The organism is Aeromonas sp. MTB (assembly GCF_056632455.1).
Map to the genome: position 1 here is coordinate 695,411 of NZ_CP147026.1, position 16,679 is coordinate 712,089.

Here is a 16,679-nt window from a genome sequence, read left to right on the forward strand (position 1 = left end):
GCCCTCTTTGCATCTCGTGACGGCGGCAATCAGGCGTTGCCCTGAGTCTTGAGCTTGAGTTCTGCGGCGAAATTGAGCATCCGGTCGAGCGGGATGAGGGCCTTTACCCGCAGCACTTCATCGACATGGATCTCGTGGCGCTCGGCACCGTCGGTGAGAGCCTCCTTGATCGCCACCAGACCGTTCATCGCCATCCAGGGGCAGTGGGCGCAGCTGCGACAGGTGGCGCCATCGCCACCGGTCGGTGCTTCCACCATCTCTTTCTCCGGACAGGCCTGCTGCATCTTGTAGAAGATGCCCCGATCGGTCGCCACAATCAGTTTTTGTTGGGGCAGCTCCTTGGCCGCCTTGATCAGCTGGCTGGTGGAGCCCACCGCATCGGCCAGCTCGATCACCGAGGCGGGGGATTCCGGATGAACCAGCACGGCGGCGTCCGGATTCTGCTCTTTCAGCTCGCGCAGGGCGCGGGCCTTGAACTCGTCGTGGACGATGCAGTGGCCTTGCCAGCGCAGCATTTGCGCCCCGGTCTTCTTCTCGATATAGGCACCCAGATGACGATCCGGGCCCCAGATGATCTTGTGACCTTGGCTGTCGAGGTGCTCGACGATCTCGAGCGCGATGCTGGAGGTCACGACCCAGTCCGCCCGTGCTTTAACGGCGGCCGAGGTATTGGCGTAGACCACCACGGTATGGTCGGGATTGGCATCGCAGAAGGCGGAGAACTGCTCGATGGGGCAGCCCAGATCGAGGGAGCATTCGGCCTCCAGCGTCGGCATCAGCACCCGTTTGTGAGGGCTCAGGATCTTGGAGGTTTCCCCCATGAAGCGCACCCCGGCGACAATCAGAGTCTGCGCCTCGTGATCGCGGCCAAAGCGGGCCATCTCCAGCGAGTCACCGACGAAACCGCCGGTGGCTTCGGCCAGCGCCTGGATCTCGGGATCCGTGTAGTAGTGGGCAACCAGTACCGCCTTGCGCTCCTTGAGCAGCGCCTTGATTTCTGTGGTCAAGGTCATTCTCTGCTCGGCACTCAAGGGAAGAGGTTTGGCCGGAAAGGGGTAGTCCATATCGACTACCGGCGGGACACTGCTCAGTGCATTGCTCATTGCGACTGTTCCATCAACGCTCGGGAAGGCAAAAATTATAACCAGAAGCCTGCCACAAACCCATCAACAAATGGGGTGAAGCGCAAGTGGGCGAATATACTCAAGTAATTCGTTGTTATTCTGCCATAAGGAGTTGTCGCATGAAGCAACGTTCCCTCAAGTTCAAGCTGTTGTGCCTTACTATGGGGCTGTTTCTGCTGACCGGGCTGGCCATGACCCTGTTGCAATCGGCCTCGTTCAGTTCCCTTCGCAACATGGTGATGACCCAGACCAGCGATGCACTGGAAGAGGAGGTCTCCCGCAGCCTGCAGTATCAGGCAGAGCGCTATGCCATCCAGATTGCCTCGCTGATGCAGAACTCCTATCAGATCCCCCTGACCGTGACCGCCCAGATTGAAGCCGGGATGGCCAAGCCGGAACTGCGGTTGTCTCGGCCCCAAGTGGAGTACTTGCTCGGCAGCAGCCTGCAGCAGGCGAGCGGGATCAGCTCCATCTACGCCCAGTTTGAACCGGACGGCTATGATGGTGAGGATGGCAACTGGCTGGGCGGGGCCAGCCACTCGGTGGCGGGCAAGGGGAGTCTGGAGGTCTATTTCACCAAGGATCAGGGAGGGGCCATCGCCCAGCAAGCGGTGGACGCCGCCGCCAGCGAGGCCAAGTTTGATACCTCCCTCAACGAGTTCGGCATTCGCAACAGCGAGTGGTATCTCTGTGGTCGCGATACCCGTCAGCCCTGCCTGATGGAGCCTTACCTTTACGAAATCAGTCCGGGAAACAAGATGCTGATGACCAGTCTCACGGTGCCCGTGCTGCGTGACGGCAAGTTTGTCGGGCTGGCCGGGGTGGATATGAACCTGCCCATCTTCCAGCAACTGGCTGAAAACCTTGGCAAGAGCCTCTATGACAACAAGGCGGATGTGACCCTGGTCAGCAAGATGGGGCTGATTGTGGGCAGCAACCGCTATGCCGACAAGCTGGGCCGTCCACTCAAGGAGGTGGGCCTGACCCTGCCTGACGGTCGGCCGGTCAGCAGCGACAGTGACTTCATTCTTCATCAGCCCATTCGGGTTGAAGCAGCCAATACCCAGTGGTGGTTGATGATCAAGGTGCCCAAGGCGCTGGCGCTGAGCAAGGCACACGCCATCAGCAATGAACTGGGCACCCTGCTGGTGGATGCGCAGCGGCAGCAGATCATCGCCATGGGCGGGATTACCCTGTTGGTGTTGGGGTTGCTGGTCTGGTTTATCCAGACCATCACAGCGCCGCTTTCCCTTATCAGCCGCCATGTGGGCCATCTCTCCAGCAACGAGGGGGACCTGACCCAGCAGATGGAGATCGACACCCATCAGGAGCTGATCGATCTGGGTTCCCAGCTCAATGCCTTCCTCGGCAAGCTGCGGGGCATGGTGCAAATGAGCAAGGGGATCGGTCAGCAGGTCTACCAGCAGGCGCGGGAGATGAAACATACCGCCGACACCATGCGCAGCAGTCTGGACGAGCAGAATCTGGAGCTGGAGAGCGTGGTGAGCGCCATGCACCAGATGAGCACCACGGCAGTCAGCGTGGCGGGTTATGCCGAGCAGGCGGCGCAGGAGTCGGAAGCGGCGACCCACCACATCAATACCGCCCAGCAGACCCTCAGCAATGCCCGCAACGAGATCCATACTCTGGTCGGCGATATGCATGAGGCGGATAAAGCGGTGGCGCTGGTGGCCCAGCGCAGCACCAATATCAGCAGGATCCTCGATGTGATCCGCGCCATTGCCGAGCAGACCAATCTACTGGCCCTCAATGCCGCCATCGAGGCGGCGCGGGCAGGGGACATGGGGCGTGGCTTTGCGGTGGTGGCGGACGAGGTGCGGGCGCTGGCCAACAAGACTCGTGAATCGACCGACGAGATTGGCCAGTTGATTGGTAGCCTGCAGACCGAAGTGAGCAGCAGCCAGCGTCTGATGAATACTGGCATCGAGCGTTCCACCACCACGGTGCAGGGCACCGAGCAGGCGTTTGAGGCGCTCAATCGGGTGGTGGCCCAGATCCAGCAGATCCACGACCACATCAGTCAGGTGGCCACCGCCGCCGAGCAGCAGAGTGCGGTGAGCGATACCATCAACCAGAACCTGATGCGAATTGGTGATACCGCCAACGTGATCGGGCAGGAGGCCACCTCCAGCCATCAACTGAGCGAAGCGCTGGAGCAAGCGGCCACGGCGCTCGCCAGTCAGCTCGATCGGCTGCGTACCTGAGTGGCAGCCAGAGAGACAAAAGCCCGCGAGCGATCGCGGGCTTTTTTATGACTCGATGGCAGAGTTGCGTCAGTTGCGGGGTTCAACCAGCAGGATATGGGAGTCGGCCCCTACCACCCTGACCTTGCTGCCCGCAGGCAGCGACTCGTCGCAGCGCACCGTCCAGACCGTATCGTCCAGATGCACCCGACTGGTGCCTTGGGTGACATCATCCAGCAGGGTCAGCTCGCGGCCCATATAGCTCTGCATCCGCTCGTTGATGGTGCTGGCGGCATCCTGACCCGAGTTGTCACGCTGGTGCTGCCAGCGCCACCAGACCCAGGTGGTGAGCAGGGATTGCACCGCAAACAGCAGCAACTGCGCCTGCCAGCCAAAGGGCCAGATCAGCAGCAGCAGGCCCACTTCCAGCGCGGCGATGCCGGTCCAGAGCAAAAAGCCCACCGAGCCGAGCACCTCGATGGCCAGCAGAATGAAGCCGAGCCCCAGCCAGTGCCAGTGGGTCAGCCCCTCTAACAGGGCTGTCATGACTTGCTGCCCTTGCCATCTTTGTTGAACAGCTCGGCCATGCCAGCCACAGAGCCAATCAGGCTGCCCGCTTCCAGCGGCATCATTATGATCTTGCTATTGGGGCCTTCACCGATGCGGGCCAGTGCCTCGGTATATTTCTGGGCCACGAAGTAGTTGATGGCCTGCAGGTCTCCTTCCGCAATTGCTTGGGAAACCATGTGGGTCGCCTTGGCTTCCGCCTCGGCTGCCCGCTCCCGCGCTTCGGCGGCGAGGAAGGCGGCCTGACGCTCACCTTCGGCTTTGAGGATCTGGGACTGCTTCTCCCCTTCCGCTTTCAGGATTTTGGACTGGCGCACCCCTTCGGCTTCCAGTACCTCGGCCCGTTTCTGGCGCTCGGCCTTCATCTGGGCGTTCATCGCTTCGACCAGCGCCAGCGGCGGGCGCACATCTTTAATCTCGATGCGGGTCACCTTGATGCCCCAGGGGGCGGTGGCGGCATCCATGGTGCGCAGCAGTTTCTCGTTGATGGTGTCGCGCTGGGAGAGCATCTCGTCCAGCTCCATGGCGCCGAGCACAGTCCGCATATTGGTCATGGTGAGATTGCGGATGGCGCTGGTGAGATCGTTGACCTCATAACCCGCTTTGCGGGCATCCACTACCTGCACAAAGCTGATGGCGTCGATGGTGACGTTGGCGTTGTCGCGGGAGATCACCTCTTGTGCCGGGATGTCCAGCACCTGCTCCATCATGATGATCTTGTGGCCGACCCGATCCACGTAGGGGATCAGCAGGTTGAGACCCGGGGTCAGGGTGCGGGTGTAGCGGCCGAAGCGCTCTACCGTCCAGTTGTAGCCCTGGGGCACTATCTTGATACCCGCGCTCAGAGTGGCGAGCACCAGGAACACAAAAATCCCTAGCACAATCAATGATTCATTCATCATTTAGCTCCTTATGAAACACAGTCCCTAGCCTATGGTCTGGCGTCAGGTACCACAAGTGACTTTGTACGCCTTTGTCATGAATCGGCTTTGCTAATTACCAAAACGCATTAAAAAGCATTTTTTATTATTTTGAGGGATAAGCTGCCCTGCCTATAGTCGCCCCATATTAGTCGTGTTCCGAGGGATGGGCCGAAATGGATTATTTACCTATGTTTGCCAAGTTGGAAGGCCGCCCGGTACTGCTGGTGGGCGGGGGCGAGGTTGCCCTGCGCAAGGCGCGCCTGCTGCTGGCAGCCGGTGCCCGGCTGACCCTGGTCTCCCCGGAGCTTGAACCGGAATTTTCGGAATTCACCGGTCGTTTCACCCATCTGGCGGAGCGCTTCACCCCGGCTCATCTGGCAGGCCAGATCCTGGTCGTTGCCGCTACAGACAATCTCGAAGTCAACGCCCTCGTCTATCAGAGTGCCAACCAGCTGGGTCTATTCGTCAACGTGGTGGATGACCCCAAGCGCTCCAGTTTTATCTTCCCCTCGATCATCGATCGCTCGCCGCTGATGGTGGCGGTCTCCAGCGGTGGCAAGGCGCCGGTGCTGGTGCGCCTGCTGCGCGAGCGGCTGGAGAGCCTGCTGCCGCGCCATCTCGGCGGGCTGACCGAGCTCTCCGGCCGGGTCCGTGACAAGGCCAAGCGGGTGCTCTCTTCCATTTCCGATCGCCGCCGCTTCTGGGAGCGCGCCTTTGCCTCCAACACCCTCGCCAGCCTGATTGAAAAAGAGGATTGGCACGGTGCCGAGCAGTGGCTGAGCGATGGCCTCGATCAGGCGAAAAGCGAAGTGGGCGAGGTGGTGCTGGTCGGTGCGGGCCCCGGCGATCCGGGCCTCTTGACCCTCAAGGCGCTGCAACAGATTCAACAGGCCGAAGTGGTGCTCTACGACCAGCTGGTCTCCGCCGAAATCCTCGATCTGGTTCGCCGCGACGCCACTTTGGTGTCGGTCGGCAAGAAGGCGGGCGCCCACAGCGTGCCGCAGGAGGAGACCAATCGCCTGCTGGTGGAATACGCCAAGGCGGGCAATCGGGTGGTGCGGCTTAAAGGGGGCGATCCCTTCATGTTTGGCCGGGGTGGCGAGGAGCTGGAAGTGCTGGCCGATGAAGGCATCCCCTTCTCGGTGGTACCCGGCATCACGGCCGCTGCCGGTGCCACCGCCTATGCCGGTATTCCGCTCACTCACCGTGATTATGCCCAGAGCGCCGTCTTTATTACCGGCCACTGCCAGATCGATGGCAAGGAGCCCGACTGGCAGCAGCTCGCCGCCACCAGTCAGACCCTGGTCATCTACATGGGGCTGATGCGCTCCGAGCATATCCAGCAGCAGCTGGTGGAGCACGGCCGAAGCCAAGCCACCCCCATCGCCATCATCGAGCGCGGCACCACATCCCGCCAGCGGGTGCTGACCGGCACCTTGGCTGATCTGGCCGAGCTGGCCAAACAGGCGGTGAGCCCGTCGCTTATCGTCATCGGTGAAGTGGTCGCCCTGCGCGATCGGCTCGCCTGGTTTGGAGAGCTAGGCGGCGAGCTGCAGCGCGCTAACCCGGATCTCGATGGCTGTGACCTCAAGCTGGTGCAGCTGGCCTGACCCGGAAAGAGATATTTGATGCGGCTGCCAGCGCGGCCGCGCACTGAACCACCCAGCGCCTTGAGCAGGCGCATAAGCAATGACCCGAGGACCAACATGGACCGTGAAAGATTGACGCACTTGCAGCAGCTGGAAGCCGAGAGCATCCATATCATCCGCGAGGTGGCTGCCGAATTTGAAAACCCGGTGATGATGTACTCCATCGGCAAGGACTCCTCCGTCATGCTGCATCTGGCCCGCAAGGCCTTCTATCCGGGCAAGATCCCGTTCCCCTTGCTCCACGTCGACACCGACTGGAAGTTCAAGGAGATGATCAAGTTCCGCGATGAGACCGCCAAAAAGTACGGGCTGGATCTTATCGTCCACAAGAACCCGGAGGGGCTCGCCATGGGTATCAACCCCTTCGTGCACGGCAGCGGCAAGCACACCGACATCATGAAGACCGAGGGGCTCAAGCAGGCGCTCAACAAATACGGCTTCGACGCCGCCTTCGGTGGCGCCCGCCGGGACGAGGAGAAGTCCCGCGCCAAGGAGCGGGTCTACTCCTTCCGTGACAAGTCCCACCGCTGGGATCCGAAGAACCAGCGCCCGGAGCTGTGGCGGGTCTACAACAGCCAGGTCAACAAGGGGGAGAGCATCCGGGTGTTCCCGCTCTCCAACTGGACCGAGCTGGATATCTGGCAATACATCTATCTCGAGAACATCGACATAGTGCCGCTCTACTTCGCCGCTTACCGTCCGGTGGTGGAGCGCAACGGCATCAAGATCATGGTGGATGACGATCGCATGCCGCTCACCGCCGAGGATGAGGTGAAGCAGGAGCTGGTGCGTTTCCGCACTCTCGGCTGCTATCCGCTCACCGGGGCCATCGAATCCGATGCCACCACCTTGCCGGAAATTATTGAAGAGATGCTGCTCACCACCTCGAGCGAGCGGCAAGGGCGGCTGATTGACCACGATCAGGCCGGCTCCATGGAGCAGAAGAAGCGTCAGGGATATTTCTAAGGAGTCGTCAGCATGAACAGCCATATTCAGACCGCCATCACCGAACAGGGCATCGAAGCCTACCTGCACGCCCAGCAGCACAAGAGTCTGCTGCGTTTTCTCACCTGCGGCAGCGTGGATGACGGCAAGAGCACCCTTATCGGTCGCCTGCTGCACGACTCCCAGCAGATTTATGAAGATCAGCTCAAAGCGCTGGAGTCCGACAGCCAGAAGCTCGGCACCACCGGCGAGAAGCTGGACCTGGCACTGCTGGTAGACGGCCTGCAAGCGGAGCGCGAGCAGGGCATCACCATCGACGTGGCCTACCGCTATTTCTCCACCGCCAAGCGCAAATTTATCATCTCGGATACACCGGGCCATGAGCAGTACACCCGCAATATGGCGACCGGCGCTTCCACCTGCGATCTGGCCATCATTCTGATCGACGCCCGCAAAGGGGTGCTGGATCAGACCCGTCGCCACAGCTTTATTGCGAGCCTGCTTGGCATCAAGCAGTTCGTGGTGGCGGTGAACAAGATGGATCTGGTGGAGTTCAGTCAGGAGGTGTTTGAGCGCATCAGCGCCGATTACCGCGAGTTCGCCAAAAAGCTCAGCGTCGACACCATCCATATCGTGCCGGTCTCGGCGCTGGACGGCGACAACGTGGTCAACCAGAGCGACAAGCTGGCTTGGTATCAGGGCGAAACCCTGCTTGCTCTGTTGGAGTCTGCCGAGGTTGAGCGCGAGCTGGAGCGCCACCCGGTGCGCCTGCCGGTGCAGTATGTGAACCGCCCCAACCTCGATTTTCGCGGCTTCGCGGGGACGCTCGCTTCCGGCATCCTGCGGGTCGGCGACAAGCTGGCGGTGCTGCCATCGGGCAAGGAGAGCACAGTGACCCGCATCGTCACCTTCGACGGCGATCTGGAGTACGCTCTGCCGGGTCAGGCCATCACCGTCACCTTCGCCGACGAGATCGACATCAGCCGCGGCGACCTGCTGGTGGATGCCGCCAAGCAGCCGCAAGTGACCCAGAATGTGCTGGCCCATATCGTCTGGATGGGGGAGGAGTCCCTGCAACCGGGTCGGGTCTACGACGTCAAACTGGCCACCAAGAAGAGTCGCGGTCAGGTGGAGGCTATCCGCCACCGCGTCGAGATCAACAAGCTGGACGAGTTGCCTGCAAGCGAGCTCAAGCTCAACGAGATCGGCCTGTGCGAGCTGAGCCTCACCGATCCGGTGGCGTTCGACCCGTATCAGGAGATCCGCGATACCGGCAGCTTTATCCTGATTGACCGGCTGACCAATGTCACCGTCGGCGCGGGCATGATAGTCGAGGGCTTGGCCGCGAAAGTGGCAAAAGGGCACTACAGCGAGTTCGAAATCGAGCTCAACGCCCTGGTGCGCAAGCACTTCCCGCACTGGCAAGCCCTTGCCATCGGTAACGACACAAGCAAGGAGTAAGCCCATGACCTGGCAACAATTCCTGGTGCTGGGTCTGCTGGCTGCTCTCGTGGCCCTGCTGATCCAGGGCAAACTCCGCCCGGCGCTGCTCTTCTCGGGCGCCGTGCTCATCACCTACCTGAGCGGGCTGGCGGATATCAATGCCGTGGTGGCGGGCTACACCAACAGTGCCCTGCTGACGTTGGTGCTGTTGCTGCTGGTGTCGCTAGCGGTGGAGAAAACCCGCATCATGAGCTGGTTCGCCAATCTGGTGGGTACGGGTTCATTCAACAAGGTGCTGGTGAAGGTGTGGTTCTCCACCGCCTTCCTGTCTGCCTTCGTCAACAACACCGCCGTGGTAGCCTCCATGCTGGGGGCGGTCAAACGCAACCCCAACCATGCGCCGTCACGGCTGCTGCTGCCCATGTGCTTCGCGGCCACCTTTGGCGGGGTGCTGACCCTGATCGGCACTTCCACCAACCTGATCGTCAACAGCTTCCTCATCAAGATGGGGGCGCCGCCGCTCGGCATGTTCGACTTCTTTATGGTGGGAGCGGGCACCCTGCTGACCGGTCTGGTGGCCGTGCTGCTGTTTGCACGTCACCTGCCGGAGCAGGACACCGAGATGAGCCGCGAATCCGGCTATTTTCTCGAAGCCAAGGTGGGCGCCGGTTCACCGCTGGCGGGGCGCAGCGTCAAGGAGAACGGCCTGCGCAGCCTGAAAAGCCTCTATCTGGCGGAAATCATTCGCGGCGATCAGGTGATCTGCCCGGTGCAGCCGGAACATGAACTGCACGAAGGGGACGTGCTGCTGTTTTGCGGCGATGTGGAGAGTGTCGGCGTGTTGCAGGAGATGAAGGGGCTGGATCTCTACGGCCAGCACCGCCTCAACGGCCAGCATCTGGTGGAGGTGATCGTCAGCCACAGCTCGCGGCTGGTGGGTCAGACCATCAAGGATGCCGAGTTTCGCACCCACTTCGATGCGGTGGTGCTGGCGGTGCGCCGCGGCGAAACCCAGCTTACCGGCGGTCTCGGCCAGATTGAGCTGCACGCAGGGGACACTCTGCTGCTGGCCCCCGGCCCCCAGTTTGCCCGCAACAAATCGCTGGGACGGGAGTTTGTGGTGGTGAGCGGGCTGGAAGCCTCCACCCGCCTCGATGGCAAGCGCAGCGCCGCCGTGGTGCTGGGTTTTCTCGGGGGGTTGGCGCTCTCGGTGTTTGATCTGGTGCCGCTGTTCAAGGGCTTGCTGCTGATGCTGGTGGCGCTGCTGCTCACCCGCATTCTGACCCTGGACGAGATCCGCCGCCGCTTTCCGCTGGATATCTGGCTGGTGGTGGGTGGGGCGCTCGCCATCGCCGATCAGCTGGAAAAGAGCGGACTGGCCAAGCTTATCGCCGACTGGCTGATGGGGGAGTTCAATGGTGCCAGCCCCATCATCGCCTTTATCGGTATTTATGTGTTTACCCTAGTGCTGACCGAGCTGATGAGCAACAACGCGGCCGCCGCGCTGGCTTTCCCCATGGGTTACCAGCTGGCGCTCAGCATGGATGTCTCGACCATGCCGTTTATTCTGGCGGTGCTGTTCGGGGCGAGCTCCAGCTTTATCCTGCCCTACGGCTACCAGACCAACCTGATGGTCTATGCCGCGGGCAACTACAAGATGCCGGACTACCTCAAGCTGGCCCTGCCGGTCTCGCTGGCCTATAGCCTCGGGGTGATTGTGATGGTGCCCCTGCTGTTTCCGTTTTAAGACGTGAGCGCCAGTCAAGGGGGGTTGGGTGAGCAATGCCATGGCACCAGTACGTTGTCGGCTGATAGCCCGAGGCGGCTCCCCGTGGTGCCGGACCGTTTAAGTTTTGAGGCGTAAGTGCCAATCAAGGAGTGTTGGATGAGCAATATCGTGTGGCACAAGCATGCCGTGGACAAACAGAGCCGGGCCGAGCTTAAAGGGCAAAAACCGCGGGTGATCTGGTTTACCGGGCTGTCGGGGGCGGGCAAATCCACCCTGGCGGGGGCGCTGGAGCAGGCGCTGGCGGCGCAAGGCAAGCACACCTATCTGCTGGATGGGGACAATGTGCGTCACGGCCTGTGCGGCGATTTGGGCTTTGATGACGCAGCCCGTCAGGAGAATATCCGCCGGGTCGGCGAAGTGGCAAAACTGATGGTGGATGCGGGCCTGATCGTGCTCACCGCTTTTATCTCGCCATTTCGTGCCGAGCGGGCGCTGGTACGCAATCTCTTGGGCGAAGGGGAGTTTGTCGAAGTCTTTGTCGATGCGCCGCTCGCCATCTGTGAAGAGCGCGACCCCAAGGGGCTCTATAAAAAGGCGCGGGCGGGGGAAATTACGAATTTTACCGGTATCGACTCCGCCTATGAGGCACCGGAAAATCCAGAAATCCATCTGCTTAATGCCGATAAAGCGGTGGAAGATCTGGTGGAGGAATTGATTACTGCTTTAAGGCTGCGGGGGTTGATCGATTAAGGTCTATTGTTTGGACGCATTTTTGATAAACAAGGGGGCATTGGCCCCTTGTTATACCTTTAGTCAACATGCATTGCAGTCTCAGCATATTCTTTTAGCACCTTTTTCGCCTTTTCGAATCTGGCTTTAGCATGGAGATCATCGCTATGAGTTTTTAAATACTCTTCTAAAAATTTAACCTCAATATGAACAAGATCAATTCTGAGCCGCTGAAGCCAGTTTGGTGTTTCGAGATTATGTGATTCCCAATTCCTGTTTTCAAAAGGATTTTCATAATATGGAATATCACTGAACAACTCAGGAGGTATACCCTTTTTAATTAAGAGTGCTGCAAAGTCTGATTTTAGTTCCTCATCACTCTTATGAAATGACTCTAGAAGGAACTCAATACCATTAACAGCATCATAAGCACTAGCGATCACATCAAAGAAACTATTCCTGCCATTTACATCCATCGCTAATCCGCTATCTGAAAATATGTGATCAAATTTATTAAGGCGTTCTATGTCAGACCAATATTTTCCCATTTCATAAGAGAGCTTTGTAAGTTCCGACTCATCAATTTTGAAGTCAGACTTAAGAAATAACTGCTCATGCTCTCTTTTTATCTGTAAGAGCCTGTCTACTGGATACTCTTCAATATCATCAGTTTCAATATGATGTGGATAGCATAAAATCAGTAGGTTTTCGTAGCTTCTTCTATGCTCGTCATTTCCATCTGGATTAAATCGTTCCCCACCCTCCGAGGCAGCTTCAATATGACAAACTTGTGCAATGAATTTATTCTTGTCATTGATCAATGGCTGAGTGCAACCTGGAAAGGCACATTGATTTCCAGATCTAGCGAAGAGTGCTCTCAACACATCAGTTTTTGGTGCTAGGCGTGCCATTTTATTCCTTCAGTTTGCTCTGACATATAACGTTTGGTTAAGGGAGTGACAACGAAAAATGTTGAAGTGAAATCTGGGACAGTAAATTCTGGGACACCCACCTTTATGTTGACCCTTGACCCTTGACCCTTGACCCACCTCACCGAAGCCGATATTAACGCCGAAAGGGGGGCTTCCGATCTTTGCTTATGTGGTGGCGGGTTTATTCGCGATAGTCCGAATACACTGCACTACTCGAACATACTGGCTAAAGTATCGCAAACAGGACATCGGTTTGAGGCCTGTGTTAGGTAATAACTAGAATTTTATAAGTTGAACACTAAAATAACTCTTGAACATTTTTTAGCGCTCTTTTGTGAAAATATTGCGGATATAAAATCGTGCTATAGCAAATACATGGTATATCCTTGCTTTAATCTTGCTGTCGAACGTTTCTTCAAAAGGTACTCGATAGCTAACCGAGCCAGTACCTATATGAACAATGTCAATGTTACGTACTTTCAATAAGTGATAACCGTGAGATGTTTGAGTTGAAATCACAAGCTTATCTGAATCGACGCTAATTGGCTTATCATAATCTATCTTTATCGAGCTGTCTGCATAAGCATCTATTTCATGTTCATCTTGAGTTTGGAATAAAAAATCATTGTAATCCAACATCTGTACTATTTCGGGGCAATAATTATTCTTCTGTGATACTTGAAACGTCACTTTCGTGAAGCATTTAAGGTTCTTAACTTTGACTGGATACGCTTGGCGGTTAATAAAGTAGAGGAAAAATGTCGTAGAATCTTTCTTTTTATGCACCAAGACTCTTTTTATTTTCAATGGCTGAAGTCTACTTCGATACCAAGCGATAAGGACTGATACAATCGCTACAAGCGATGCCACTGAGCTAAGTACATCTACAAAATCCTCGAAACTCAAATTTCACCTCTGTATTGATCTCGTATGTTGGGCTAAAAATCGTAGGTTGGTGCTGAACGAAGTGAAGCCCAACGTTTACCGCGAAACGTATCTGAACATTTGTCTTACCGATCGACCCGATCCATGATTATCCCGCTCTGGTTGGCGTAATAATGCTCGTCTGTTGGGCTTCGCTACGCTCTGCGCCAACCTACACGAAATGAAGCCCAACGTTTACCGCGAAACGTATCTGCACATTTGTTTTACCATTCGGGCCAATACATGTTTATCCCGCTCTGGTTGAGCTGAGAATGCTTGTCTGCTGGGCTTCGCCAAGCTCTGCGCCAACCGACAAAAACCACGCTACCGCCCCTGAATTCCAGCCTCCAGTCTGCTGCTTTTTACCTGCGATTTGGAACTGGCTTGGCTCATGGCTGACTCCGACAAGGGGTTGCCAAGCGGCTATGTTACCGAACGGGGCTGGGGTGAGAAGTACAAGCGGGCGGTTTTCTGAGCAAGATCAACAAATTAATCAGTAACGGGCGGTGAGATGACCGCGCAACAGCGGCGGTCATCAGTGCAGGGGAAAATCGGACAGTGAAGCGAGGATGTCGTCCTCTTGTTGGCGGACACTAAAAAACCCTATGGGCCCAAAGGCCCATAGGGTTTTTCTGCGGTGATTGTTTGGGTCGTGGTTATCTGGCTTGGCGAACCGGCACTGCGCGGGTGGTGGCCACTTCGTAGCGGCTCTGGCTTGCCGGAGCGCACTTCTGGAACTGGCGTACCAGCCGGTCGAGATCGCTCAACTGGTTTACCAGCTGGGTGATGCCGTGCACGGCGTGCTGGCTGCCGACGCTGGAGTCATCAGCCAGGGTCTTGATGCTGAGCACGTTGCGGTTGATCTCGGCGGTAACGTGGGACTGCTCCTGCACCGCCTGGGCAATCTGGCTGCTGCCGGAGGCGACCTGCTGCAACATGTTGTTGATCTGCTGGAGAATGTTGCCGGTCGCGGTGGCCTTCTGCTGGCAACTGTCGGCAAGTTGGCAGCCCTTCTCCATCGCTTGCTCAGCCTCGCCAGAGCTGTTTTGCAGCTCGGTGATCATCTTCTGGATCTCGCTGGTCGAGGATTGGGTCTTGATGGCGAGGGTGCGGATCTCGTCGGCTACTACCGAGAAGCCGCGACCCGCTTCGCCAGCCCGGGCCGCTTCGATGGCGGCGTTGAGGGCCAGCAGGTTGGTCTGGTTGGCGATGTTGTTGATCACATCGAGGATGCCGTCGATATCGCGGCAGTGGCCGACCAGCGCACTGATCACGCTCTTGGAGGTGATCAGTTCACTGTTCATGCCCGCCACGGCGGCCACGGTTTCGGCCACGCTGCTGTTGCCACTTTTGAACAGTACGGCGGTCTCATCCAGCAGGCTGGAGGAGTCAGTCGAACTTTGTGACACCTCGCGAATGGATTCCGACATCTCGGTCACGGCGGTCGCTACCTGATTGGTTTCGGCCTGCTGCTGTTGCAGGTTGTCGGTGATGGATTCGGCGTTGCGCAGATCCCCCTCGGCGGCCTGCAGGATCTTGCTGCAGGTCTGCTGGGTGCGGGCCAGCACGGCGTTGAACTCGGCCTGATTCATCACCATCGAGAGTTCGATGGCGGCGATATTGTCCACCTTGTTGGTGTAGAGCAGCTGCATCAGCGGGTTGTCAAAGCGGCTGCGGGCCATCTTGTTGAGCTTGCCGAGGCGGCGGGAGAGGGCATTCAGGGTGATGGCCGCTATCGCCAGCGGCAGGGCGGCCAGCGCCAGTTGCCAGTTCATGTCGTGGTTGTAGCCCAGGGCAAACATGGCGAGCAGGCTCAGCAGCAGACAGAGGTTGATGGCCAGGGTATGGGAGAAGGTGGGCAACTTGAGCGCCAGCGGCAGCTTGTTGTTGCGAAGGTCGGCATAGACCTTCTCGGCCCGCTGTTTGATCTCCTCGCTCGGGGCGGTGCGCACAGACTGATACTCCACCACCCGGCCGCTGGCATCCTTGATGGGGGTGACAAAGGCGCTGACCCAGTAGTGATCGCCATTCTTGCAGCGATTTTTCACCGGCCCCATCCAGCTCTTGCCATCCCTGATGTGACCCCACAGATCGGCAAAGGCCTGTTTCGGCATGTCAGGATGGCGCACCAGATTGTGGTGTTCCCCCTTCAGCTCGTCGAGCGAGAAGCCTGCAATATCGCAGAACTCATCGTTGGCGTAGGTGATGCGGCTCTCCAGATCCGTGGTGGAGATGAGGCTCTGGTGGTCTGGATAGAGACGTTCTCTTTGGGTAACCGGTTGATTGATTCTCATGGCCTTGCTCCCGAGCTGTGGTGGTTAAATTTTGATCTGCACCAAGACATGTGCAAAGGGCGGGCCAGCTGGCAAAAACTAATGATTGATGTGTTATTAGCGAGTTTTGGAGAGGAAAAGCGCGTGGTTGTTTGCAATATGCAACGGATCTGACGGGGTGTGCCTCTGCGGCATCTGCAATTTGCAACCTATTCTGGACAAGCCCATAAGCTGGAAGTCAGCAGCTGGATGCGAAGGAGCCATGAACCGACGGGGCATCCGCTGCCCCGCCAGAGATCAGGGGAGAGGGTCGGAAGCGGGTGAGGAGGGGGGGCTGACGAGCTGCATCACTTCAATCTGGAGACCCTGCACCAGCACGGTTTTCAGATCCTGCAGGTACTCCTCCAGCGGCGACTCTTGCAGCAGTTGGGCGAGCTCGTTGCCCACCGGGGTGAGGCGGTAGTAGAGCAGGGTGATGTTGTTCTGCTTGCACTGCAGCCGCCAGCGCTGGTTGCCGAACTCCAGCTCGACCCCATCGGCGGGCAGCGGGCCGGACTCCAGCTCGGCGCGATGCAGCAGCCCCAGCTCAAACAGTTGCAGCAGGGCGTTGTAGGGCAGTCGGTATTTGCCAAGGCTGAGGCGGGTTGCCTTGGCGCGACTCAGCAGGGTGGCCCCCTTGTGCAGCCCCAGCAGCAGTCGCTGCTCGTCGCTGCCGGTGTAGTGGCAAGTCAGTGAACAGATGCGCTGAAACAGCTGGGCCTCGCGCTGGGTCATCTCTTTGAGGGTGGCGAGCGCCCGGATGGAGAAGCGGCCCGGCGTGGCGACTTCCAGCGCGAAGATCCGCCCCCACAGCTGTTGCATCGGCACCATGCTGATATCTTCCGCCAGTTGCAGGAAGCGGGTCAGCCAGTCGCTGTCCATCTCGCCGCCAGCCGCGGTCTCTTCGCAGTGGCGGGAGGCCATCACCATGATGGCTTCCAGATTGCGCTGGCGGGCGGCCTGATCCGCCAGATGGCGAAAGGTGGCGCGCTGTTCGAAGGTGCTGTCGGTGTTGCGGGTGAGCATGCCGTCGATGCCGCGACTGCGGGCCAGACGCAGGGTCTGCTCCTGGCTGCTCAGGATCGAACTCTCTTTTTTCGGGGGGGGGAGGTCTGCCATGCTGACTCCATTCGCACAGGTTCTGGAGCTGAATGTTACTCCAACCGGGATGCCAAGATAACAAAGCGGCCTCCGTGGA

13 protein-coding genes are annotated in these 16,679 nt (G+C 58.2%); 6 read left to right on the forward strand and 7 right to left on the reverse strand.

Translation table 11 applies throughout. The annotated features are described in order from the left end of the window. Positions 1 to 29: 29 nt before the first annotated feature. A complete protein-coding gene (nadA, locus tag WBR25_RS03350; RefSeq protein ID WP_479749398.1) occupies positions 30 to 1,103 on the reverse strand; it encodes a quinolinate synthase NadA in 1,074 nt (357 codons plus the stop codon). Between the two features lie 140 nt (positions 1,104 to 1,243). Here nadA and WBR25_RS03355 point away from each other — a divergent pair, with 140 nt between their 5' ends. Then, entirely contained in the window at positions 1,244 to 3,349 is a 2,106-nt protein-coding gene (locus WBR25_RS03355) for a methyl-accepting chemotaxis protein (protein WP_479749399.1), read from the forward strand. A gap of 69 nt (positions 3,350 to 3,418) precedes the next feature. On the opposite strand, the gene WBR25_RS03360 is transcribed toward WBR25_RS03355, so the two are convergent. Together WBR25_RS03360 and WBR25_RS03365 are read right to left on the reverse strand one after the other, a co-directional pair. Continuing rightward, entirely contained in the window at positions 3,419 to 3,874 is a 456-nt protein-coding gene (locus tag WBR25_RS03360) for an NfeD family protein (protein ID WP_201911765.1), read from the reverse strand. Continuing rightward, on the reverse strand, positions 3,871 to 4,794 hold the full coding sequence (locus tag WBR25_RS03365) for an SPFH domain-containing protein (protein ID WP_005335703.1): 924 nt from the start codon (positions 4,792 to 4,794) through the stop codon (positions 3,871 to 3,873). Before WBR25_RS03365 ends, WBR25_RS03360 begins: the two co-directional genes overlap by 4 nt. Positions 4,795 to 4,991: 197 nt before the next feature. Here WBR25_RS03365 and cysG point away from each other — a divergent pair, with 197 nt between their 5' ends. The 5 genes from cysG to cysC all read left to right on the forward strand — a co-directional run bounded on the left by cysG (position 4,992) and on the right by cysC (position 11,334). After that, the gene (gene cysG, locus WBR25_RS03370; RefSeq protein ID WP_479749400.1) at positions 4,992 to 6,428 is read left to right on the forward strand and encodes a siroheme synthase CysG; all 1,437 of its coding nucleotides are present in this window, start codon (positions 4,992 to 4,994) and stop codon (positions 6,426 to 6,428) included. 72 nt (positions 6,429 to 6,500) lie between these two features. Next, positions 6,501 to 7,433 (forward strand): sulfate adenylyltransferase subunit CysD, encoded by a 933-nt coding sequence (gene cysD / locus WBR25_RS03375; RefSeq protein WP_339357185.1) that lies wholly within the window; start codon positions 6,501 to 6,503, stop codon positions 7,431 to 7,433. Positions 7,434 to 7,445: 12 nt separating this feature from the next. Continuing rightward, positions 7,446 to 8,873 (forward strand): sulfate adenylyltransferase subunit CysN, encoded by a 1,428-nt coding sequence (gene cysN, locus WBR25_RS03380; protein ID WP_479749401.1) that lies wholly within the window; start codon positions 7,446 to 7,448, stop codon positions 8,871 to 8,873. A 4-nt stretch (positions 8,874 to 8,877) separates the two neighbouring features. Further along, positions 8,878 to 10,602 carry an SLC13 family permease gene (locus WBR25_RS03385; RefSeq protein ID WP_479749402.1) on the forward strand — a complete coding sequence of 575 codons (1,725 nt, stop codon included), beginning with the start codon at positions 8,878 to 8,880 and terminating at the stop codon, positions 10,600 to 10,602. Positions 10,603 to 10,740: 138 nt separating this feature from the next. Beyond that, positions 10,741 to 11,334 carry an adenylyl-sulfate kinase gene (gene cysC, locus WBR25_RS03390; RefSeq protein WP_479749403.1) on the forward strand — a complete coding sequence of 198 codons (594 nt, stop codon included), beginning with the start codon at positions 10,741 to 10,743 and terminating at the stop codon, positions 11,332 to 11,334. 59 nt (positions 11,335 to 11,393) lie between these two features. Here cysC and WBR25_RS03395 read toward each other — a convergent pair whose 3' ends face one another. The 4 genes from WBR25_RS03395 to WBR25_RS03410 form a co-directional block, all read right to left on the reverse strand. After that, positions 11,394 to 12,224 carry a hypothetical protein gene (locus tag WBR25_RS03395; RefSeq protein WP_479749404.1) on the reverse strand — a complete coding sequence of 277 codons (831 nt, stop codon included), beginning with the start codon at positions 12,222 to 12,224 and terminating at the stop codon, positions 11,394 to 11,396. Positions 12,225 to 12,566: 342 nt separating this feature from the next. Further along, complete coding sequence (locus WBR25_RS03400) at positions 12,567 to 13,151, reverse strand: hypothetical protein (protein ID WP_323969420.1); 585 nt, start codon at positions 13,149 to 13,151, stop codon at positions 12,567 to 12,569. A gap of 674 nt (positions 13,152 to 13,825) precedes the next feature. Further along, complete coding sequence (locus WBR25_RS03405; protein WP_479749405.1) at positions 13,826 to 15,463, reverse strand: methyl-accepting chemotaxis protein; 1,638 nt, start codon at positions 15,461 to 15,463, stop codon at positions 13,826 to 13,828. Between the two features lie 276 nt (positions 15,464 to 15,739). Further along, the gene (locus tag WBR25_RS03410) at positions 15,740 to 16,600 is read right to left on the reverse strand and encodes a TIGR03899 family protein (RefSeq protein ID WP_479749406.1); all 861 of its coding nucleotides are present in this window, start codon (positions 16,598 to 16,600) and stop codon (positions 15,740 to 15,742) included. Between the last annotated feature and the right edge of the window lie 79 nt (positions 16,601 to 16,679).